Annotated in this window: 18 protein-coding genes and 1 riboswitch; of the genes, 8 read left to right on the top strand and 10 right to left on the bottom strand. The window is 66.0% G+C overall.

Going from position 1 to position 20,994, the window contains the following annotated elements; genetic code table 11:
- Nucleotides 1-27: 27 nt before the first annotated feature.
- From fliL to fliF, 7 genes are all read right to left on the bottom strand, one after another.
- Entirely contained in the window at nucleotides 28-528 is a 501-nt protein-coding gene (gene fliL, locus P0D68_RS19820) for a flagellar basal body-associated protein FliL (RefSeq protein WP_091798091.1), read from the bottom strand.
- A 485-nt stretch (nucleotides 529-1,013) separates the two neighbouring features.
- Nucleotides 1,014-2,531 carry a flagellar hook-length control protein FliK gene (locus P0D68_RS19815; RefSeq protein ID WP_408299857.1) on the bottom strand — a complete coding sequence of 506 codons (1,518 nt, stop codon included), beginning with the start codon at nucleotides 2,529-2,531 and terminating at the stop codon, nucleotides 1,014-1,016.
- A 52-nt stretch (nucleotides 2,532-2,583) separates the two neighbouring features.
- A complete protein-coding gene (fliJ, locus tag P0D68_RS19810) occupies nucleotides 2,584-3,033 on the bottom strand; it encodes a flagellar export protein FliJ (protein ID WP_091798096.1) in 450 nt (149 codons plus the stop codon).
- 2 nt (nucleotides 3,034-3,035) lie between these two features.
- Nucleotides 3,036-4,685, bottom strand: coding sequence for a flagellar protein export ATPase FliI (fliI, locus tag P0D68_RS19805; RefSeq protein ID WP_408299859.1), 1,650 nt, complete (start codon nucleotides 4,683-4,685; stop codon nucleotides 3,036-3,038).
- Nucleotides 4,679-5,362, bottom strand: coding sequence for a flagellar assembly protein FliH (gene fliH, locus P0D68_RS19800; protein WP_177205053.1), 684 nt, complete (start codon nucleotides 5,360-5,362; stop codon nucleotides 4,679-4,681). The genes fliI and fliH overlap by 7 nt, the downstream gene beginning before the upstream one ends.
- Nucleotides 5,349-6,344, bottom strand: coding sequence for a flagellar motor switch protein FliG (gene fliG, locus P0D68_RS19795; RefSeq protein WP_007179928.1), 996 nt, complete (start codon nucleotides 6,342-6,344; stop codon nucleotides 5,349-5,351). Before fliG ends, fliH begins: the two co-directional genes overlap by 14 nt.
- Complete coding sequence (gene fliF, locus P0D68_RS19790; protein WP_408181566.1) at nucleotides 6,334-8,139, bottom strand: flagellar basal-body MS-ring/collar protein FliF; 1,806 nt, start codon at nucleotides 8,137-8,139, stop codon at nucleotides 6,334-6,336. Before fliF ends, fliG begins: the two co-directional genes overlap by 11 nt.
- A gap of 237 nt (nucleotides 8,140-8,376) precedes the next feature.
- On the opposite strand from fliF, the gene fliE reads away from it, so the two are divergent.
- The 5 genes from fliE to P0D68_RS19765 all read left to right on the top strand — a co-directional run bounded on the left by fliE (nucleotide 8,377) and on the right by P0D68_RS19765 (nucleotide 11,613).
- Nucleotides 8,377-8,712, top strand: a complete 336-nt coding sequence (gene fliE / locus P0D68_RS19785; protein ID WP_408299862.1) for a flagellar hook-basal body complex protein FliE — start codon at nucleotides 8,377-8,379, stop codon at nucleotides 8,710-8,712.
- 218 nt (nucleotides 8,713-8,930) lie between these two features.
- Nucleotides 8,931-9,365 carry a flagellar export chaperone FliS gene (fliS, locus tag P0D68_RS19780; protein ID WP_091798108.1) on the top strand — a complete coding sequence of 145 codons (435 nt, stop codon included), beginning with the start codon at nucleotides 8,931-8,933 and terminating at the stop codon, nucleotides 9,363-9,365.
- Nucleotides 9,362-9,688 (top strand): flagellar protein FliT, encoded by a 327-nt coding sequence (locus P0D68_RS19775; RefSeq protein WP_408181562.1) that lies wholly within the window; start codon nucleotides 9,362-9,364, stop codon nucleotides 9,686-9,688. Before fliS ends, P0D68_RS19775 begins: the two co-directional genes overlap by 4 nt.
- Nucleotides 9,689-9,778: 90 nt before the next feature.
- Nucleotides 9,779-11,257 (top strand): flagellar hook-length control protein FliK, encoded by a 1,479-nt coding sequence (fliK, locus tag P0D68_RS19770; RefSeq protein WP_408299864.1) that lies wholly within the window; start codon nucleotides 9,779-9,781, stop codon nucleotides 11,255-11,257.
- Nucleotides 11,254-11,613: an EscU/YscU/HrcU family type III secretion system export apparatus switch protein gene (locus tag P0D68_RS19765; RefSeq protein ID WP_091798117.1), complete on the top strand. Its 360-nt coding sequence runs from the start codon at nucleotides 11,254-11,256 to the stop codon at nucleotides 11,611-11,613. The genes fliK and P0D68_RS19765 overlap by 4 nt, the downstream gene beginning before the upstream one ends.
- A gap of 11 nt (nucleotides 11,614-11,624) precedes the next feature.
- Here P0D68_RS19765 and P0D68_RS19760 read toward each other — a convergent pair whose 3' ends face one another.
- Together P0D68_RS19760 and P0D68_RS19755 are read right to left on the bottom strand one after the other, a co-directional pair.
- The gene (locus tag P0D68_RS19760; protein WP_408299867.1) at nucleotides 11,625-13,043 is read right to left on the bottom strand and encodes a coniferyl aldehyde dehydrogenase; all 1,419 of its coding nucleotides are present in this window, start codon (nucleotides 13,041-13,043) and stop codon (nucleotides 11,625-11,627) included.
- 97 nt (nucleotides 13,044-13,140) lie between these two features.
- Complete coding sequence (locus P0D68_RS19755; RefSeq protein ID WP_408299869.1) at nucleotides 13,141-14,826, bottom strand: isovaleryl-CoA dehydrogenase; 1,686 nt, start codon at nucleotides 14,824-14,826, stop codon at nucleotides 13,141-13,143.
- 410 nt (nucleotides 14,827-15,236) lie between these two features.
- Here P0D68_RS19755 and P0D68_RS19750 point away from each other — a divergent pair, with 410 nt between their 5' ends.
- A complete protein-coding gene (locus tag P0D68_RS19750; protein WP_408299871.1) occupies nucleotides 15,237-16,895 on the top strand; it encodes a GMC family oxidoreductase in 1,659 nt (552 codons plus the stop codon).
- A 249-nt stretch (nucleotides 16,896-17,144) separates the two neighbouring features.
- Here the strand turns inward: P0D68_RS19750 and P0D68_RS19745 are convergent, their stop codons facing one another.
- On the bottom strand, nucleotides 17,145-18,107 hold the full coding sequence (locus P0D68_RS19745) for a LysR family transcriptional regulator (protein ID WP_408181551.1): 963 nt from the start codon (nucleotides 18,105-18,107) through the stop codon (nucleotides 17,145-17,147).
- A gap of 249 nt (nucleotides 18,108-18,356) precedes the next feature.
- Here P0D68_RS19745 and P0D68_RS19740 point away from each other — a divergent pair, with 249 nt between their 5' ends.
- Nucleotides 18,357-19,163 (top strand): glycosyltransferase family 2 protein, encoded by an 807-nt coding sequence (locus tag P0D68_RS19740; protein WP_408299873.1) that lies wholly within the window; start codon nucleotides 18,357-18,359, stop codon nucleotides 19,161-19,163.
- Nucleotides 19,164-19,277: 114 nt separating this feature from the next.
- Nucleotides 19,278-19,368, top strand: a riboswitch (S-adenosyl-L-homocysteine riboswitch).
- Between the two features lie 77 nt (nucleotides 19,369-19,445).
- Nucleotides 19,446-20,867 (top strand): adenosylhomocysteinase, encoded by a 1,422-nt coding sequence (ahcY, locus tag P0D68_RS19735; protein ID WP_091798138.1) that lies wholly within the window; start codon nucleotides 19,446-19,448, stop codon nucleotides 20,865-20,867.
- The last annotated feature ends 127 nt before the right edge of the window (nucleotides 20,868-20,994 follow it).

Genomic DNA, 20,994 nt, shown 5'->3' with positions numbered 1-20,994 from the left:
CAGCGCTGATTAACGTCACGACCGACGTCACTGCACGACGAATTCGGTGAACAGCACGTCCTGGACATGGATCGGCACGGCGCCCTTGTCGGTCGGCTGTTCGATCAGTGTCCGGAGTTCCGTGGCGAGCGCGCGCTTGCCTTCGAGCGGCGCCAGTTCGTCAGGGTGCTTGTTCGACAGCGCGAGCAGGATACGGCTACGCACTTCGGGCATGTGCTCGGTCAGTTCCTGCTGGGTCTTCGCGTCGGTGAGTTTGAGCGTCAGGCCGATGCGCAGGAAGTGCTGCTGGCCGTCGTCCGATTGCAGATTGACGGTCATCGATTCGAGCGGGAAAAACAGCGGCGCGGGTGCCGGGGCCGGTGCGGCTTCCGCCGAGGCTGTGGCGGGTGCGCGCTTGGACATGAAGAACCATACGCCCGCGCCGGCTGCGCCCGCGGCGATGATCGCGATGAGCACGATCAGGATGATGCGCTTCAAGGGGCCCGGGGAAGCGGGCGCGGCTTGCTGGGGTGCGGTCGTGGTTGCCATGAGGTTTGCTTTGCTTGCCTTTAGTGCTGGTGATGGTGATTGTTGTTTATTTGCCTGCGGCGCGATGGGTCGAAAAGAAGGGTTATTGCGGGCTATCTCTGGTTTTTGGGGTTTTTGCTGTCGCGGCCGGAGACGTTGGCCTTTCCTTGAATTCGCTGTGGTCTATTGGCGTTGCCCCTGTGCGGGGCGGCACTTACTTTCTTTGCCGCCGCAAAGAAAGTAAGCAAAGAAAGCGGCTTCACACCGCTAATTCTTAAGCGGGGCCCTCACGCAGTCGCGGTAGTGGTGCATCTGGAATCAGTCTCCTCGCACATTCAACGTTCGTGACAAGGCAGTCATTCTTCCGGCGGCGCTGCGCGCGCCGTCGCGGTCCTTCATCCAATGCCTGACGCGAATCGGCGCCCTTTGAAGGGCGCCGACAACCCGTTGCCTTGAGACTCCCATGCCTTCGGCGCGCAGCGGCGTCGGGGCTCAAGGCGTCAGCATCACGCGAATGTGTCTACCAGACCCACTGTGCGTCGCGCCGGTACGTTGACCGCCATGTCGATCGTGTCTGAGCCGCTGCTGCCGCCATATGATCCGCTCGCACCGCCCGAGCGGCCGCCAGAGCGGCCAGAGTCGGCGCTCTGCTGTTGGCCGCTCTGGCGCGCAAAGCCGTCGCTGACGCTCGCGCTGCCCAAGCCGATCCCGTTCGATTCCATCGCCTCGCGTAGTTTCGGCAACGCCGCTTCGACCGCTTCGCGCACGGATTGATGCTGCGAAACAAACAACGCATGAGCGTGGTTGTCGGCAACCTGCAAGACAACCTGCAAGGGACCAAGGTCCTTCGGGTTCAGCGTCAGTTCGGCGCTCTGTGAATGCGCGTTCGACAGGAACACCACCTTCTGACTCAATGCGTCCTCCCAGTCGGTCGTGCCGACCTGAGGTGATAGTGCGTTTGCCGCTTGCGCCGCGCCGGCATTGCCGGTGGTCTGGACGGCAGCGGTCGCGCTCGCCGCGCTGGCCGCCGCCTGCGTGGCGGCCAGCGCCGCTGTCGCTGCGTCCGCCGCGCTCTTGAAGGATGCGGGACCGTCGCCCTGCGTGCCGCCGGCCGTTGCCGTCAATGCGTCGCTCGCCGCCTTTGCCGCTGCGGACGGGTCCGCCACGGTCGTCGCCGCCGTCGTCAAAGCGGCCTTCGACGCGCTCGATCCCTTGCCGTCGCCGAACAGGCCACTGGCCAAGGTCTTGCCGTCCGAGGTTCCGTTCGAGGTTCCGTTAAGTCCCGCGTTCGTGCCAGCCGCGAGGCCGTTCGCCGACGTCGCGGCATTGGCGGCGGCGCCGCTCGCCAAAGCTTGCGCGGGAACGCCCTGGCCATTCGCCAAAGCCGCCAGCGCCGCCTGCAATGCGTCTTGCAACGACTTTGGATCCGTAGCGGTAGTTTTCTTGCCTGAGGTGCCGCCCGTCGTGGCGTCCGTGGTCGTGCCGGGCAACGCGGTCGCGGCGTCGGCCAAGGCCGTGGCGGGGTCGGCGGTGGCCGGCGTGGCGGCGTTGTCCGCGTTAGCTTGCGCTTGCGCTTGTGCCTGGGCCTGCGCTGCGGCGGCTGCTGCGGCGGTGCCCGCGTCGGTCTGGGTCGCCGTGTTGCCGGCCTTCGGCGGCGTGGCGGCGGGCTTGTCGCTCGAAGCCTGTTGCGTGTTGCCCGCCGATGCCGACGACGATGCGGAGTTCGCCGGCTTGCCGGCGTCCTTGCTGCTGCTCGTGTCGTCCGTGCTCTGCGCGCTTGAATCAGCCGGCGGCGGAGCATCGTGCACGCTCGACGAAGACGACGATCCAGAAGACGCCGCAGCCGCAGCCTGCTGCTGTTGCTGCTGGCTCGCGCTCTGCGCGGCAGCACTGTTTTGCTGGTCGATGCTCTGCTGCAGGGTTTGCGAGAACGGTTTGGCGTTTGCCGCAGCGGCAATGGCCGCGCTGGTGGACGTGCTGCTGGCGGAGCCGAGCAGCGAGCCGATCTGTGAAAGAAGCGACATAGGGAATCCTGTCAATCCGTCAAACGGGGTGTTCGGTCAGTCAAGGCGGCGCTCATGCACCTTCGGCGCGCATCCGCAGAATCCGGGCGGCGTGTTCGTCGGCGTCGCGCTGGTCGCGCCGCGCCGTGGTCCTGGCTTCGGCTGCTTCGCCGCGCGCCTGCAGCACTTCATATGAGCCGAGCTTCTGCTTCTGACGCTGCCAGTCGGGCTTCGCGGCCTCGACGCGCGCGGTGGCCGTCGCCAGCAGATTGCGCTGCTGTTCGATGGCGGCGTCGAGCGTGTCGATGAACGCCTGGAAGTTGCGCATGTTGCCCGCGGGCATGCCCGTCTGGGCGGTCGCCGTGAAGCGCGCGTGATATTCGTCGCGATACTGCACGAGGGCGTCGAGTTGCGCCTGCACATCGTTGCGCTCGCGCTGCGCGCGGCCCAGACGTTGCGCGGCGGCGTCGACATCGTCCTGGGCCAGGCCGATTAGGGTCTTGATCGGAAAGTGTTTCGCCATCGTCAGCCTCCTTGGGCAAACAGCGCGTCCAGCATCTCGAGACTCGGTTCAAAGTTCGCGCACTCGCGAAAACCTTGCTGCAAAAATGCTTCCATCCGCGGATACAGCGCGATGGCGCGGTCGAGCAGCGCGTCGCGCCCGCTCGAATACGCACCGACGTTGATCAGATCGCGGTTGCGCTGATAGCGCGACAGCATCTGCTTGAACATACGCGTCTTGTCCAGATGGTTATCGTCGATCAGCGCGGTCATTGCCCGGCTAATCGACGCTTCGATGTCGATGGCCGGATAGTGGCCGGCTTCAGCCAGCGAGCGCGACAGCACGATGTGGCCGTCCAGAATCGCTCGCGCGGAGTCGGCGATCGGGTCCTGCTGGTCGTCGCCCTCGGTCAGCACGGTGTAGAACGCGGTGATCGAACCGCCGCCCGCCGGGCCGTTGCCCGTGCGCTCGACGAGCGCCGGCAGCTTGGCGAACACCGAAGGCGGATAGCCCTTGGTGGCGGGCGGCTCGCCCACGGCCAGCGCGATCTCGCGCTGCGCCATTGCGTAGCGGGTCAGCGAATCCATCAGCAGCAGCACATGCTTGCCCTGGTCACGGAAATATTCGGCGAGCGAGGTCGAATACGACGCGGCCTGCATCCGCAGAAGCGGCGAGACGTCGGCGGGCGCGGCGATCACCACGGAGCGCGCCAAACCTTCCTCGCCGAGAATCTGCTCGATGAATTCCTTCACTTCGCGGCCGCGTTCGCCGATCAGGCCGATCACGATCACCTCGGCGCTGGTGTAGCGCGCCATCGTGCCGAGCAGCACCGATTTACCGACGCCCGAACCAGCGAACAGGCCCATGCGCTGACCACGTCCGACCGTCAGCAGCGCGTTGATCGCGCGCACGCCGACGTCGAGCACCTTGTGGATCGGTTCGCGATTCAGCGGATTGATGACCGGTGCGGACAACGGCGCGTCGGCATGCGCGCCAAGCGGGCCGAGTCCGTCGAGCGGACGGCCGGACGCATCCAGCACGCGGCCGAGCAATTCCCAGCCGACCGGCAGACGTTTCGCGCCCGCCATCGGATCGGCGATCGGCGCGCTTTCGAGCGGATAGACGCGCGCGCCGGGCAGCAGGCCGATCACTTCGGTGGTCGGCATCAGAAACAGTTTGTCGCCGGAGAAGCCGACCACTTCGGCTTCGGCCATTGGCAGTGAACTGCCTTGCGGCAGTTCGATCATCACTTCCGCGCCCACCGAAAGGCGCAGGCCGACGGCTTCCAGCACGAGGCCGGCGGCGCGCGTGAGACGACCGCAGGCGCGCATCGGCTTGGCGATCGCATTGCGCGCGCGCAGCGCGTCGAGGCGGCCGCGCCAGGCCTGCATGTGCGGGTTGCTGTCGAGCGCGGGGTCGTACGGGGGGAAGGGAACAGCGGCGGGAGCGGGGCTCGAAGGGGCGGCGTCGTGGCTTACGGCGGCTCCCGTCGCCGGATGGGCATGCGCCGGATCGCGCAGGGCGGCTTCAATGGCGGCGACCGCCGCCGCGGCGGGTGTGACCGCGGCCGGCACGTCTGCCAGCGCCTCGGCGCCGAACGATGCCAGCGCCAGTTCGCGTTCGAGCGGCGTCAGATCGCTGGCGCGAATCTCTTCGAGCGTCGGCTTCACCATGTGCTCACCTTGCCGAGTGCGGCGGCCACGCGCTCCCAGCGCGTATCGATGCCGGCGTCCACTTCGCCGGTTCCGGCCTGCGCGCGGCAGCCGCCGCGCTCCACGGCCGGATCGGTTCGCACGGTCCAGCCGCGCGTTTGCAGTTCTTCCATCAGATAGGCTTCGACCACCGGCAGATCGGCGGGACTCACGATCAGGGCCGGCGCGCCGACCAGCGTGGGCTCGCTCGCCAGCACCTCACGCGCGGCGGCGATCAGCGCGGTCGGGTCGTGCTGCACGTGCTGACGCACCACCTGCTGCGCGATGTCGAGCGCCAGTGCGACCAGCGTTTCGGAGATCGCGCCCTGGGCGCCGTCTAACGCCGACTTGAAAGTTTCAGCCAGCGCGGCGAGCCGCGCCGCTTCTTCGCGCGCTTCGCTCTGGCCTTGCTCGAAGCCCTGCGCATGACCTTGCTCGTAGCCGGCCTGGTAGCCGAGCGCCTGACCGGCCACGTGGCCGGAGGCGATGCCCTGTGCATGCGCGGCGTCGCGCAGACGTTCGAGTTCGGCCTCGAACGCGCCGTCGTCGACTTCGGGTTCGGGCGGTGCCGGCGGTACTGGATCGAACGAAGCCATCTCCCAGCGCTGGTAGGCCGAGAGGCTTTCCTTCGCCGAGGAGTTCTGATCAGACATATGCATCTTCGGCCTTGCCGCCTAGAACGATCTGGCCGCCTTCGGCCAGGTTGCGCACGATCTGCAGGATGCGGCGCTGCTGCGTCTCGACTTCGGAGACGCGTACCGGACCGCGCGCGTCGAGGTCTTCGGCGAGCAGTTCGGCAGCACGCTGCGACATGTTCGACAGGAACTTCTGGCGCAGCGCGGGCGGCGCGCCCTTCAGCGAGATGATCAACGCCTCGGACTCGACTTCCTTCAGCAGCAGCTGAATTGCGCGGTCTTCCAGATCGAGCAGGTTCTCGAACACAAACATCTGATCAATGATCTTCTGCGCAAGTTCCGCGTCGTACTGGCGAACGTTCTCGATGACGCCTTCTTCATGGTTGCTCGACATGAAGTTGAGAATTTCGGCCGCCGTGCGGATCCCGCCCATCGGGCTGCGTTTGAGGTTGTCGCTGCCGGACAGGAGGCCTGTCAGCACGTCGTCGAGTTCGCGCAGCGCGGCCGGCTGGATGCCGTCGAGCGTCGCGATCCGCAGCAGCACGTCGTTGCGCAGCCGCTCCGTGAAGCAGGCGACGATTTCCGACGCCTGATCGCGATCCAGGTGAACGAGGATGGTCGCGATGATCTGCGGATGCTCGTTCTTGATGAGTTCGGCGACCGCCGCGGAATCCATCCACTTCAGGCCTTCGATACCGCTGGTATCGCTGCCCTGCAAAATCCGGTCGATGATCGCGCCGGCCTTGTCGTCGCCGAGCGCCTTGGTCAGCACCGAACGGATGTACTCGTTCGAATCCAGCGACATGCCGGTGTGCTGCTCGGCCTCGCGTACGAACTCCTGCAGGACTTCGTCGACCTGCTCGCGGGTCACGCTCTTCAGTGCGGCCATCGCGACGCCGATCTTCTGGACTTCGCGCGGCCCGAGGAACTTGAACACCTGCGCGGCTTCTTCCTCGCCGATCGACATCAGCAGGAGCGCGCTCTTCATTACGCCTTCAGCGCTCATCGGACACCCAATTTTTCACGACGGTTGCAACGATCTTCGGATCCTGGCGGGCGATGCTGCGCGCGAATTCCAGGTTCCGCTCATATTTGTGCTTGGAGCTTTCGAGCGCGAGCAGTTCGCTGTCGGTTTCCAGTTCGGCGACCGAGCTTCCGTTCGCGCCCGCGCGCTCGGCGGCGGGGATGCCATCCAGCAGGACCGGCTCGTCCGGCGACGGCAGCGCCCCGGCGACGACCGGCTCCGGCGGCGGGAAAGCGCGGCGCAGCGCCGGCTTGACCATCACGAAGTAAAGGAACAGGGCGACCGCGCCGATGCCGAGGTAGGTGGCGATCTGCTTGGCGAGCGCGATCATGTCCGGCGTGCGCCACCACGGCAGGTCGGCGTTCGGGTCGAGGTCGGTGCTGAACGGGCTGTTGACCACGTTCACCGAGTCACCGCGCGCCGAGTCGAAACCCATTGCGTCCTTGACCAGCTGGTTGACCTGCGCGAGCTTGTCGGCGGTGACCGGCTGCATCGTGGCGTGACCCTTGGCGTCGACCACCCGCATGTAGTTCACCACGACCGCCACCGAGAGACGCTTGATGCCGCCCATCGGCCGCTCGAGGTGCCGCACTGTCTTGTCGAGTTCGTAGTTGGTAGTCGAGTCCTTGCGGTCGCTGACCGGCGTGGTCGTCACGCCGCTCGCGCCGTTCGGCGCGTTGATCGGCGCGGACGCCGGCTGCGGCGGCTGGTTCGACAGCGCGCCCGGCACGCCCGAGGCGGCGCCTTGCGACATTTCGGTGGCGCTGCTCGACTGCTGGCTGCGGATCGCCGCCTGCTGCGGGTTGCCGTTCGGGCCGTAGTTTTCCGAGGTCTGCTCGCTATGCGAGAAGTCGATGTCGGCGCTGACCTGCGAATGCGCGTTGCCCGAGCCGAACAACGGCGAGAGGATCGCGTCGATACGTTGCTGGGTGCTGCGCTCGATCTGCTGGCGGTACTTCAGTTGCGAGGCGTCGAGTCCGCTGCCGGTGGAAGGCTGCGTCAGCAGGTTGCCGTCCTGGTCGAGAATCGTCACGCCCTTGACCGGCATATCCGGCACCGCCGAGGACACCATATGGGTGATCGCCAGCACCTGGCCGTCGTCGAGCGCGCGGCCCGGGTAGAGGTTGACCAGCACGGAGGCGGACGGCGCTTCCTTGTCGCGCACGAAGACGGAGGGTTTCGGGATCGCCAGATGCACGCGAGCCGACTTCACCGACGAGATCGATTCGATCGTGCGCTCCAGCTCGCCTTCCAGGGCGCGCTGATAGTTGATCTGCTCGGCGAACTGGCTGATGCCGAATTTCTGGTTGTCCATCAGCTCGAAGCCGACCGAACCGCTCTTGGGCAGACCTTGCGACGCGAGCCGCAGACGCATCTCATGCACCTGCTCGGCCGGCACGAGGATCGCGCCGCCCGCATCGGAGAACTTATAGGGAATGTTGGCCGCTTGCAGCGCCGTGATGATCGCGCCGCCGTCGCGGTCCGACAGATTGCTGTAGAGCACCTTGTAGTCCGGCGCCCGCGACCACAGGAACAGGCCCGCCACCACGGCGACCAGCAGCGCGACGGCGAAAATCAATGGCGCGCGCGGGTTGCCGCGCATTTGCGCGAGGCCTGACAGACGTTGACCAAAGTTGCCGCCGAGGTTGCCCGAAAGGCCGCCCAGGTCCGCGGCGCCGCCGGCCTGGCCGGCGCCGGCCGCACCGGCGCCAGGCTGCGCGCCGGCCAGGCCCATGCGGGCGTCGGGGTTGATCAAAGAGTTGGCTGACGAATCCATGCGTCGGGTTTCTCCGGGATGCCTTTTGCGTTCTGCCGCTTACCGCGCCGAGGGTCGGCGGGCGTGCGGACAGAGACTTTCACCATTGAAATTATCCGTGGCGCGGCTCAACCCGATTGCTTGAATAGAGCCGGGTTTCCCCCCTAGTTTCGGGGCTTTCCCGTATGGCTGCGGCGCTATGCTTTCGTCCAGATCGGTACGGTTCTGGCATGCCGGTCGTCATTCCCTGGAGAAAACATGACTTTCCCCGTGAACGCGCTCTCGTCGGCGCTGCAACAGATGCAGTCGATGGCGGCGCAAGCGGCCGGCGGCAACAATGCCGTCGCCGACACCTCCGGCGCGGCGACGCCCACCGGTTTTGCCTCGGCGCTGAAAGCCTCGCTGGACAAGATCAGCGGCGATCAGACCAAGGCGATCGGCGAATCAAAGGCGTTCGAACTCGGCGCGTCCAACGTGTCGCTCAACGACGTGATGGTCGATATGCAAAAGGCCAACGTGGGCTTCCAGTTCGGCCTGCAGGTGCGCAACAAGCTGGTGTCCGCCTATAACGACATCATGCAGATGTCGGTATGAGCGCGCCTCGGGCGGCAAGGTTCGTCCGCCCGCCCGAATGCGTGCATGCCGTGTGGCCCTCGCGGGCCGCGCCATTCGGCCCCTTAATCCTCCTTACACCGGCCTAAAGCTTTCCGGCTGCCTATCCGATAACCAGATACAGGCAGCGATCGGGGTGCGGCAACGTGCCCGGATAGGGAGCCACTACCCAACCGCAGTGCAAGACAGGAGGAGCGCCGATGTTTTCCCCAGGACACTCTGGAGCCAATGCGTACGCACGCGTCGGCGTCGAGACAGGGGTGATGGGCGCGAGTCCGCATCGTCTGATCGTGATGTTGTATCAGGGCGCGCGGCAGGCCATCGCGCAGGCGCGCATGCATCTGCAGCAAGGCAATGTGCCGGGTCGTGGAGAGGCGATCGGCAAGGCGATCCAGATCGTCGAAAGCGGGCTGCAGCAGTCGCTCAACCTTGAGGCGGGCGGCGAGATTGCGGAGCGGTTGAATGCGCTATATAGCTATATGTCGCGCCGGCTGCTCGAAGCCAACATAAAACAAAGCGAGGCGATGCTGGTCGAGGTGGATGGCCTTCTGGCGACACTCGAAGAGGCATGGATCGGGATTGCCCCGGAGATCGCGCGGATGGCAGCTCAGCCGGCCGCGGAAAGCATGAGATGACATCGAACGCAGAATACTTCGCCCGATACGAGGCGATTGCAGCGATTTCCTGCCGCATGTTGATGGCTGCCCGGCGCGCACTGTGGAACGATCTGGTCCACTTGCAGGAGGAATACCGCCATCTGGTGGAGGCGTTGCGAGACGCCGAAACCGGCGTGAAGCTCGACGAGGGGGAGCGCCTGCGCAAATACGCGCTGATCCGCCAGATTCTCGCCGACGACGCTGCGATCCGCGATCTGGCGAATCCGCGCATGGCCAGTCTGTCGGCGCTGTTCGCCGGACGGCCGACTCACGTGCTCAAGGAGCTGTACGGGGCGCGCTGAGTTTCGCCGCGCGCGCCGCCTCCGTCTCTATTCATCTGGCTGACTGACTCTGTTTGAGCGCGCCGTCGCCAATGTGACCAAGGAATCGGCATGAACGGAATCGACACGGCCGTCGCTTCGCTGCTCGCGAACCGCGTCGACAGCCTGCTCAACATTGCTCCGGGCAGCGCGGCCGCGTCGCAGACCGGCGCGGCGGGCGTCGATACCACGCCCACCACCTCGACGCCTATTGCCACGCCGGCCCCGCAGGCTTCGGCGCAAACCGCGCTGTCCGCCGTCGCGCTGACGCTCAACGCGATCCTGCGCTCGGGCGGCGAGGCGACGCCCGCCGTGCTCGGGCAAGCGCCGATCTGGCCGGCTGCGCCTGCGCTCGATGTCGAAGTCGGCGCGTTACCGCTGTTCAACTCGCCCGCTGCGGCAACGGCTTCCGCCGGGACCACCGCCAATCCGAATGGCGCTGCAAACGCGGCCACCGCGGCGACCGCGAGTGTGGCGGCAACCCAGGTGCCTGTCGCGGCGCTCGCAGCCGCGCTCGAACAGACGGTCGGCGATAGCGGTCTCTTCTACGAAGCCCATCTCGCGCAATGGCTGGCTGGCCAGCGTCCGCCGGCTTCGCTGGCCGGCGAGGCACAAAACAAGCTGGTGGCCGCCGCCGCGCAATTGCCGCTCGACTGGGCGAACGACGCCGGCGAGGCGTCCGCCGCCAATCCTTCCGCGCGGCAGGGCATGGGCGCGGCGCCGAATGTCTCACCGAACGGCTCGCCAAACGGCCCATCGAACGGCCCACCGAACGGCGCACCGGACGCCGGCGCCGCCGGCCGCGCGATGCCGTCGATCCAGACCGCACAGGCCGCACGATTCATGGCTGGCGAGGTGCTGGCCAGTTCCCTGTCCGACCTGAACGGCCAGCCCGCGCACGCCGGCCTGCATAGCGCGGCGGCGCAATCAGCCGACGGCGGCTCGTCGCAGAATTCGCAGTCGATGGCGGCCGCGGTTCATCCCGCGACCGTGCCGCTGGTGCGTCAGCAGCTCGATCTGCTCGCGACCGGCCAGTTTCGCTGGACCGGCGAAGCATGGCCGGGCGCGCGGCTCGACTGGACCATCGAACAGGACGGCGACGAATGGGATCGCAGCGGCGGCGGCGCGGCGAGTGAGGACGACCAGCCGTGGCGCACGCGCCTCACGCTGTCGCTGCCGACACTCGGCACCGTCGATGCGGAACTGACGCTGACCGGCACGCGGCTCATCGCGCGAGTGCAGGCCAGCCCCGGCGGGGCGGCGCGCCTCGCCACGCAGGGCGAGAGCTTCCGCCAGCGGCTCGCGGCGGCGGGCATCGAATTGAATGGCTTGACGATTCGCGAGATCGGCGGCGGTGCGCCGGTCACTGGCGCCAACGCGGCCGGTGCGGCCGCGGCCGCTCAGGCGGCGGCGTCGGCCTATGTGAAGTCGGCTTCGGCGGCGAGTCCGGCTGCGGCGAGCGCCGACCGGGCCACGACTGTACGCCGCGCGGCACGCTCCGCCCGTACCGAAGCCGCGTCGCCCGACGATTTCGATTGGGACCTGTCATGAGCCGCAAGCACCGCCGCAGCGCGGCCGCGCTCGTCTACGACTCGCAAGGGGGCGATCCCGCGCCGCGCGTGATCGCCAAAGGCTACGGGATGCTGGCCGAGATGATCGTGCAGCGGGCCAAGGAAGCCGGCCTGTATGTGCACGAGGCGCCCGAAATGGTGTCGCTGCTGATGCAGGTAGACCTCGACGCGCGGATTCCGCCGCAGCTCTATCAGGCCGTGGCGGAGTTGCTTGCGTGGCTGCATCGGCTGGAAAGCGGTGCGGAGAACGAACCGGCGCACGCCGCGAATGCCGATGCACGCGATGTCATCGACGTGGTGGCCACCGAAGTGGACGGCGGCACCGCGGCGCGTTGAGCCGTTGAGGGTCAGAAGCGCATCATCAGTTTCAGCAGCGCATTCACCCGTTTGCCGTACGGCGGCGAAATCCACCCGCGCGCGTTCAGGCGCGCCTGCGTCAGCACCGGCTTCATCTTCGAGAACGTCACGAAGCCCTCGTAGCCGTGATACGCACCCATCCCGCTCGCTCCGACGCCGCCGAACGGCAGGCTTTCGCACGCCAGATGCATCAGCGTCTCGTTGATCGCCATGCCCCCGGCGATCGTTTCGTGCGTCACGCGGTCGATGGTGGCCGCGTCGTCGGCATAGAGATACAGCGCGAGCGGACGGGGACGGGCGTTGATCCATGCGATTGCGTCGTCGAGCGTGTCGTAAGGGACGATCGGCAACAGCGGCCCGAAGATTTCCTCCTGCATCAGCGCGCACGCGCCCGGCGCATTCGTGACGGCGATCAGCGGATAGCGGCGGCTCGCCGCATCGGGCGAGCTGTCGGTGAGCGCATGCAGTTGCGCGCCGGCACCCTGGGCTTCGTCGGCGAGACGCTCGAGGCGCGCGAAGTGACGCTCCGAAATGATCGTCGTGTAATCCAGGTTGCTGGCGAAGTTCGGGTACATGCGGGCCATCCGCGCGCGCGCCCGTTCGACGAAGGCCTGCTCCTTGCCGCGCGGCACCAGCACGTAGTCCGGCGCGACGCAGGTTTGCCCCGCGTTGAGCGTCTTGCCGGCGATCAGGTTGTCCACCGCGTTGTCGAAGCGCGCATGCGCACCGATGATGGCCGGCGACTTGCCGCCCAGTTCGAGCGTGACCGGCGTCAGATGCTCGGCGGCGGCGCGCATCACCTCGTGGCCGACCTTGGTCGAGCCGGTGAACAGCAGATGGTCGAACGGCTGCGCGCTGAACGCGGCGGCGAGCGCGGCGTCGCCGTTCACTACCGCGACGTGATCGCGTGCGAAGGTCTGGCCGATCAACTGCTCGAACAGCGCCGAGGTGCGGGGCGTCAGTTCGGACATTTTGATGATCGCGCGATTGCCCGCGGTCAACGCGCTGATCAGCGGCCCGACGGCGAGCAGCACGGGATAATTCCACGGCACGATGATGCCGACCACGCCGAGCGGCTGCGGCACGACTTTCGCGCGCGCCGGCAGCAGCCATTTGTTGGTGCTGCGGCGCTGCGCTTTCATCCAGCGCTTGCCGTGCCGAAGGGCGGCGTCGATTTCCTCTTTGACCAGCAGGAATTCGGCGAGCAGCACTTCCTGCTTCGCGCGATTGCCGAAGTCGAGGTTCATGGCGTCGGCGAGCGCGTCGCGATTGTCGAGCATGACTTTGCGCAGCGCTTTCAGATGCGCCGCACGGGTTTCCCACGACGGGTACGGCGCGCGCAAATAAGCATGGCGCTGATCGCGAAGCAGCGCTTCGAGCGCGGCGACTTCCGGCAGATCGTTCTTCATGTGTGTCCACTCCCTGATGGATTGCGTTGCGCGTGGAGTCGCGCTTTTATTGGATGCGTTTGCGCTGCTGCGCGGTGTCACTCAAGCGTGCTGAATGTCAGACAGGAAAAGCGCGTTCGACGATCGCCGCGTGATCGAACGTGGCCGGCAGCGTGCCGTACACACGGCCGCTCTCGCCGCAGCCGTCGGCAAGACGTGTGGCAATGAACGCCTCGGCGACTTCGCCGGGCGCATGCTCGAGCAGCAACGTAGCCTGCGCGATCAGCACGACCTGTTGTGCGATCCGCCGCGCCGACGCCTCGCGATGTTCGGCCGGTCCGTTGAGCGCGGCGGCGAGCTTGCCGAGCGCGGCGCTCAAGGCCGGGTGCGCCTGAGCTTGTGCCTGCCAGGCGGCGAACAAGGCCTGCGCCGCTTCCGGTTCGCGCTCCATGGCGCGCAGCACGTCGAGGCACATCACGTTGCCGGAGCCTTCCCAGATCGAATTCACGGGCGCTTCACGATAGAAGCGCGCCATCGGACCGGTTTCGACGTAGCCGTTGCCGCCCCAGACTTCCATCGCTTCGCCGGTGAATTCCAGCGCGCGCTTGCAGACCCAGTACTTCGCGGCGGGCGTGACGATGCGCCGCCACGCGCGCTCGGCGAGCGAGGTGGAGGCGGCGTCGGTGGAGTCTTCGAAAGCGCGCGCGAGACGCATGAACAGCACCGTCGCCGCTTCCGATTCCAAGGCCAGATCGGCCAGCACGTTGCGCATTAACGGCTGGTCCGCGAGATGCCGGCCGAACGCGCTGCGATGACGCGCATGGTGGATGGCCTGCACGAGCGCCGCGCGCATCAGGGCCGCGCTGCCGATCACGCAGTCGAGCCGCGTGTAATTTGCCATTTCGATGATGGTCGGCACGCCGCGCCCTTCGTCGCCGATCATGATGCCGAACGCGTCGAGAAATTCGACTTCGCTGCTCGCGTTCGAGCGATTGCCGAGCTTGTCTTTCAGACGCTGAATCTGCACGCCGTTTTTTCTGCCGTCCGGCGCGAAGCGCGGCACGAAGAAGCACGAGATGCCTTCGTGATCGTCGGTTCGGGCGAGCACGAGATGAGCGTCGCACTGCGGCGCGGAAAAAAACCACTTGTGGCCGACCAGCCGGTAGGCGGCGCCGCGGCCGCTGCCGGCCGTGGCATAGGCGCGCGTCTGATTGCTGCGCACGTCCGAGCCGCCTTGCTTCTCGGTCATGCCCATGCCGATCATCGCGGAACTCTTGTGTTTGAGCGGCACGTCGCGCGGATCGTGCTCGCGCGCATAGAGCTTGTCGCGCAGCGTGGCGAATAGCGCGGGTTCGCGTTGCAACACGGGGATGCTCGCGAAGGTCATGGTCAGCGGGCAGAGCGAGCCGGATTCGATTTGCGCGTGCAGGAAGTAGCCGGCGCAGCGCGCCACCATCGCGCCGCGTTGCGGATCGGAAAAGGGCAGGGCATGCAAACCCTCGCGGCGCAGAAGCGCAAGAAGCGAATGCCACGACGGATGAAACTCCAGCGCGTCGATGCGCTCGCCGCGCGGGCTATGCGTGAGCAATTCGGGCGTATGGCGGTTGGCGAGGTCGGCGAGCGCCAGCGTCTCGGGCGTGGTGAGCGCCGCGCCGTGCCGCAGCAACGCGCCGCGATGCCACGCGGCGCCGTCGCGTTCGAGGGCGGCGGATAACGCGGCGTCGCTGGAAAAGAGGTTGTAGTCCGCCAGCGGCGGAGCCTGATTGGTCACCTCGTGGGTCTGGCCGAAGCTGTGCGGTTGCATCTGCTGTCTCCGTTCAACGCATGCTCGCCGGCGTCGATCGACGGTGCGCTGTTTAATCGTTGCGTGTCGTGCCGCGCACTGCGAGGACGGCGCGTGCAGCGCCGTGTTTGAATGCCCTGCGCGGCCGCCTGGCGGGCGCCTGCGCGTCTTTCATCATAGGGTCGCGGCGGCCCTTCCGTTTAGAGGAATCGCTCTGGCGTGAACCCGCCGCGGCATCCTAACGCTCCCTACAATGCCGGTAAAACACAGGTAGACAAGTGTTCTGCAGTTGCCTGCAGGGGATCGGAGAAAGCGCTTTGATTGGGACCAGTGTAGCGCGCTAAAAGCGTGAAATCGGGTCGACAGTTCAGCGCTCACTCCGATCGACGGAGACAGGGTTCGCGAGCAACGCGGCCCACATGGAGGAGCGGATGCAATACGACTACATCATCGTCGGTGCAGGCTCGGGCGGTTGCTCGCTGGCGAGCCGTCTCGCGGATAGCTGCCCGGACGCGACGATCGCCCTGATCGAAGCCGGCCCGCACACGGACCGCAATCTGTTCGTCAATATGCCGGTCGGCGTTGCGGCGGTGGTGCCGCACAAGCTCAAAACCAACTACGGCTATCTGACCACGCCGCAGCCGGGGCTCGGCGGACGGCAAGGGTATCAGCCGCGTGGGCGCGGTTTCGGCGGATCGAGTGCGATCAACGCGATGATCTACACGCGCGGCCATCCGCTCGATTACGACGAATGGGCGAAGCTGGGTTGCGAGGGCTGGTCGTGGGCAGAGGTGCTGCCGTATTTCCGCCGCGCCGAAGGCAATGAGCGCGGCGCCGATGCGTGGCACGGCGATAGCGGCCCGCTCACCGTCTCCGATCTGCGCTACCAGAATCCGTTTTCGCGGCGCTTCGTGCAGGCGGCGATGGAAGCCGGTTACAAGCCGAATAGCGACTTCAACGGCGCCGAGCAGGAAGGCATTGGCTTCTACCAGGTGACGCAGCGCGACGGGCGCCGCTGCAGCGTGGCGCGAGCCTATATCTACGATCGCGCGCGCCCCAATCTGCACACGATCGCCGACGCGACGGTGCTGCGCGTGGTCTTCGACGGCAAGCGCGCGAGCGGTGTCGAGATCGTGCGCGGTGGCCGCACCGAAACGCTTGCGGCGCGCGCGGAGGTGGTGCTCGCGGCGGGCGCGTTCAATTCGCCGCAACTGCTGATGTGCTCGGGCATCGGGCCGGCGGCGCACTTGCAGTCGCTCGGCATCGCCGTGCTGCACGACGCGCCGGAGGTCGGGCAGAACCTGATCGACCACGTCGATTTCACGATCAACAAACGGGTTGCGTCGATCGAGCCGACCGGTTTTTCGATTCGCGGCATTGCGCGGATGCTGCCGCAGTTCGTGACCTTCATGCGCCACGGGCGCGGCATGCTGTCGAGCAATGTCGCCGAGGCGGGTGGTTTTCTGAAGAGCAGCCCGACGCTCGACCGGCCGGACCTGCAGTTGCATTTCTGCGCGGCCATTGTCGACGACCACAACCGCCATATGCACTGGGGCCATGGTTATTCGCTGCACGTGTGCGTCTTGCGGCCGCATAGCCGCGGCACCGTGACGCTGGGGAGTGCCGATGCGCGCACTGCGCCCGTGATCGATCCGCGCTTTTTCAGCGATTCGCGCGACCTGGACCTGCTGGTGGAAGGCGCGCAGATGGCGCGGCGCATCCTCGATGCGCCCTCGCTCGCGCTGCACGGCGGCACTGAGTTGTATACGCGTCCTGGCCAGTCGGAAGCGGAATTGCGCCGCGTCATCGCCGAGCATGCCGACACGATCTATCACCCGGTGGCGACGTGCCGGATGGGCGGCGACGCCCGGTCGGTGGTCGATCCGCAATTGCGGGTGCGGGGCGTGACCGGGCTGCGGATCGTCGATGCTTCGGTGATGCCGACGCTGATCGGCGGCAACACCAATTCGCCGACGGTGATGATCGGCGAGCGCGCGGCCGAGCTGATCGCGGCGGCTCGGCGCGAGTTCCAGGCGGAGCTGAAGGTGGCGTCCGCGGACGGAATTCGCATGGCGACGAATGCCGCGTGAGTTTAGTCGCCCGCGCCGACCAAAGAGAGCCAGCTCAGCTTCACCGTCGACGCTGCGGCAAACCAACGGTCATGGCCGGTTGATTCGCTGATCGCGCAAGGCCACGGCGAGACGCATCCGGTCGCGAGCAAGGCCACGGCGAGCGGTCGCGTTGCCAACCGCCGCATCGAGTTTGTCGCGCAGCAGTAGTCGCGATTGCGGCGAGTGATGCAAGACATGCCACCGGCTCTGCGCGGCGGCGGTATGTCTTCATTCGGCGGGCGGTACGGGAAACGGCGTCGTGATGCCGGCCACGCCAATGCCCGGTGCCAGCATGAAATCGTCGCCTGCCTGGCCGGGCAACGCCTCGCGGGCGACTTCGAGCCATGCGCGCGCGGCGTGCGACAGGTAGCCATTGCGTCGCCAGCCGATCGCCATTTCCCACGGAATCTCAGGCTCGACCACCGGCCGGCAGGTGAACTTCGCAGGGTCGAGCCGCCGGCAATACGGCGCTGGCAACAGGGCGATGCCGACACCGGCCAGCACGAGCGCCGCCATGAAATCCCAATGTCCGCTGCGCCCGACAATGGTCGGCGCAAAGCCAGCCGAACGGCACGCGTTCAACACCACGTCATTGAGCGCGAGACTTTCGCCGTAGAACACGAACGGATCGTCGGCGAGTTGGGCGAGCGGCACCTCGTGCAGGTCGTCCCAGCGTGAACCCGCGCGCGCGACGAGCCACAGGAGCTGGCGCGTCACCGGCAGCACGTCGATATTTTCCGGGTCGACGGGTTGCAGCACGCCGCCCAACTCCAGTTCGCCGTTGATCAGCGCCGCTTCGATGGCGCGCGAACCTTGCTCGAACAGCTTGAGCTCGATTTTCGGGTAACGCTGGCGGAATGCGGCGATGGCCGGCGTGAAAAGCGAGCCGCCCATGGGCGGAATGCCGATGGTGAGTTGGCCGCGGCCGAGCGTGTCGAGGTCGTTCAGTTCAGCCTGCAACTGCGCGTGCGCCGCCAGCACGTCCTGACCGCGCTGGTAGACGATCCGGCCGGCATCGGTCAGCACCATCTGCCGCCCGTCGCGCAACAGTAGCGGGGAGCCGATTTCGTCCTCCAGCGACTTGACCATTTTGCTGATGGTCGGCTGCGTGACGAACATCTGCTCGGCGGCGACGGTGAAACTCTGCTGGCGCACCACTTCGACGAAATACCGCAGCGCTCGTAGTTCCACGATCTCAAACTCCAGAATTCCAAATTGGAATGATCGGAGTGATTGTAAGTCATCGTATTTATGTCGCGGCAAGCCTTAGCGCAGTCTTCACCGACTTTCGCTGGCCGCGCGCTCATGACATAGCCGGTGCTGGAGTTGCGCTTCTGACGGGGCGCAAGGCACCTCAGCCATTTCAAGATGCGCTCGGTGGCAAGCGGAATAACATCGACGGTTCTTCACCGTAGACACGCTCATCGCGCCCGTTCATTCATGACTCCCGTTTCGATCATCATTCCCTGCTACAACGGCGCGGCGACGCTCGTTCGCGCTTTGCACAGTTGCCGGATTCAGCCCGAGGCCGCACAGATCATCGTGGTGGACGATGGTTCGACCGATGCCTCCGCGGACCTCGTCGCCCAATGCGGCAGCCTCGACGCGCGCGTGTGCCTGCTGCGGATGCCGTACAACGGCGGCGCGGCGCGAGCGCGCAACTGGGGCGCGATGCATGCGTCGCACGATCTGCTCGCCTTCCTCGACGCCGACGACGAATACCTGCCCGGCGCTGTCGGCGCCGCGAGCACGTTCCTCGCGCAACACCCCAACGAAATGTCCGTGCGTCTCGACGTGGAGTACACGGATTTTCCGCGTGTGCTTACCGCTCACCCCGACTTCGCCGCACATGCGGCGACGCTCAGCAATACGGTGCCGAGCAGCCTGTTCATTCGCCGCTCGGCGTACCTCGCGCTCGGCGGCTTTCCAATGGACGAAGGGTTTCGCCGCATTGGCGGCGAAGATGGCGCGTTTTCCTGGGCGCTGCGCGATATTTTCGGCAACCCGCGTCTGGATGATGCCAAGCGCGTGCGCATGCATTACCACGCCGACATTCACGCGGAGCGCTACTTTCGCATTGCGCTGGGTCTGCAAACCGCCAATCCCGACGATACCGCCGATGCCTTTCATCTCTCCCGCCAGTTTCTTGACACGGCGAGCGCCGGCATCGCGCAATTGCGCGCGGCAAAAGTGATGCTTCACGCTCCCGCACAGGCCGCACCGATCGCGCCGGGGAGCGCTTTATAAGCCGTCGCGGCGGCCGAACCCAAGCGCGCCGCGCCCGTTCTCCCCGCGCGCGGCGGCAAAGTCGAAACCCGATCCGCGCCCCGAAGCCATCTCGATTTGCTACAATCGCCGTTCGTCTTCGAGGAGCGTTGCGACGGGTACCGCGAATCAGCATATTCGCCGGCCGCCCGCCAGGCTCGAAGGCTTCAATCGGAGGTCGGTTGCGCACAGCGCTTTCCGGTCCACCGCATCGAACCGCGCTCACGTCAAATTTCTAGTCAATTTCTTAGAAAGGAGGGCGTGATGAACGCCGCAGTTATCGATTCCCAAACTTCCCAGGATTTCGTTGTTGCCGACATGTCGCTTGCCGACTGGGGCCGCAAGGAACTGAACATTGCCGAGACGGAAATGCCCGGCCTCGTGCAGACGCGTGAAGAGTACAAGGCGCAGCAGCCGCTGAAGGGCGCGCGCGTCGCAGGTTCGCTGCACATGACGATCCAGACCGGCGTGCTGATCGAGACGCTGACGGCGCTCGGCGCGGACGTGCGCTGGGCCTCGTGCAACATCTTCTCGACGCAGGACCACGCCGCCGCGGCAATCGCCAAGGCCGGCACGCCGGTGTTCGCATTCAAGGGCGAATCGCTCGACGAATACTGGGAATTCTCGCACCGCATTTTCGAATGGCCGAACGGCGAATTCGCCAACATGATCCTCGACGACGGCGGCGACGCCACGTTGCTGCTGATCCTCGGCTCGAAGGCCGAGAAAGACCGCTCGGTGATCTCGAAGCCGACCAACGAGGAAGAAGTCGCGCTGTACAAGTCGATCGAACGTCATCTGGACGCCGACCCGACGTGGTACTCCACGCGCCTCGCGCACATTCAGGGCGTGACCGAAGAAACCACGACCGGCGTGCACCGTCTGTATCAGATGGAAAAAGAAGGCCGCCTGCCGTTCCCGGCGATCAACGTCAACGACTCGGTCACCAAGTCGAAGTTCGACAACCTGTACGGTTGCCGTGAGTCGCTGGTCGACGGCATCAAGCGCGCGACCGACGTGATGATCGCGGGCAAGATCGCCGTGGTGGCCGGTTATGGCGACGTGGGCAAGGGCTGCGCGCAATCGCTGCGTGGTCTGGGCGCGACCGTATGGGTCACCGAAATCGATCCGATCTGCGCGCTGCAGGCCGCGATGGAAGGCTACCGCGTCGTGACGATGGAATACGCGGCGGACAAGGCCGACATCTTCGTGACGGCGACCGGCAACTACCACGTGATCGGCCACGACCACATGAAGGCGATGCGCCACAACGCGATCGTCTGCAACATTGGTCACTTCGACTCGGAAATCGACGTTGCGTCGACCCGTCAGTACCAGTGGGACAACATCAAGCCGCAAGTCGACCACATCATTTTCCCGGACGGCAAGCGCGTCATTCTGCTGGCTGAAGGCCGCCTCGTGAACCTGGGTTGCGCGACGGGCCACCCGTCGTTCGTGATGTCGAACTCGTTCACGAACCAGACGCTCGCGCAGATCGAACTGTTCACGCAAGGCAAGAAGTACGAAAACAAGGTGTACGTGTTGCCGAAGCATCTGGACGAGAAGGTCGCACGCCTGCATCTGGCGCGCATCGGCGCGAACCTGACCGTGCTGTCGGACGAGCAGGCTGGCTACATCGGCGTCGACAAGAACGGTCCGTTCAAGCCGAACCACTATCGCTATTAAGCACGCCGCAGGCGGTTTGACAGCATGACAGTTGGAAGACAGGGCGGCGCATCATGCGCCGCTTTGTTCGCCAAGCCGCCTTTTTTCGCGCGTTTTCCCCGTTATCGGACATCCTGCCAAAGGAGCT

The organism is Paraburkholderia sp. RL17-380-BIE-A (assembly GCF_046028085.1).
GTDB lineage: Bacteria > Pseudomonadota > Gammaproteobacteria > Burkholderiales > Burkholderiaceae > Paraburkholderia.
The sequence above is the reverse complement of the archived record's forward strand: the minus strand, read 5'-3'. Positions and strand labels throughout refer to the sequence as shown.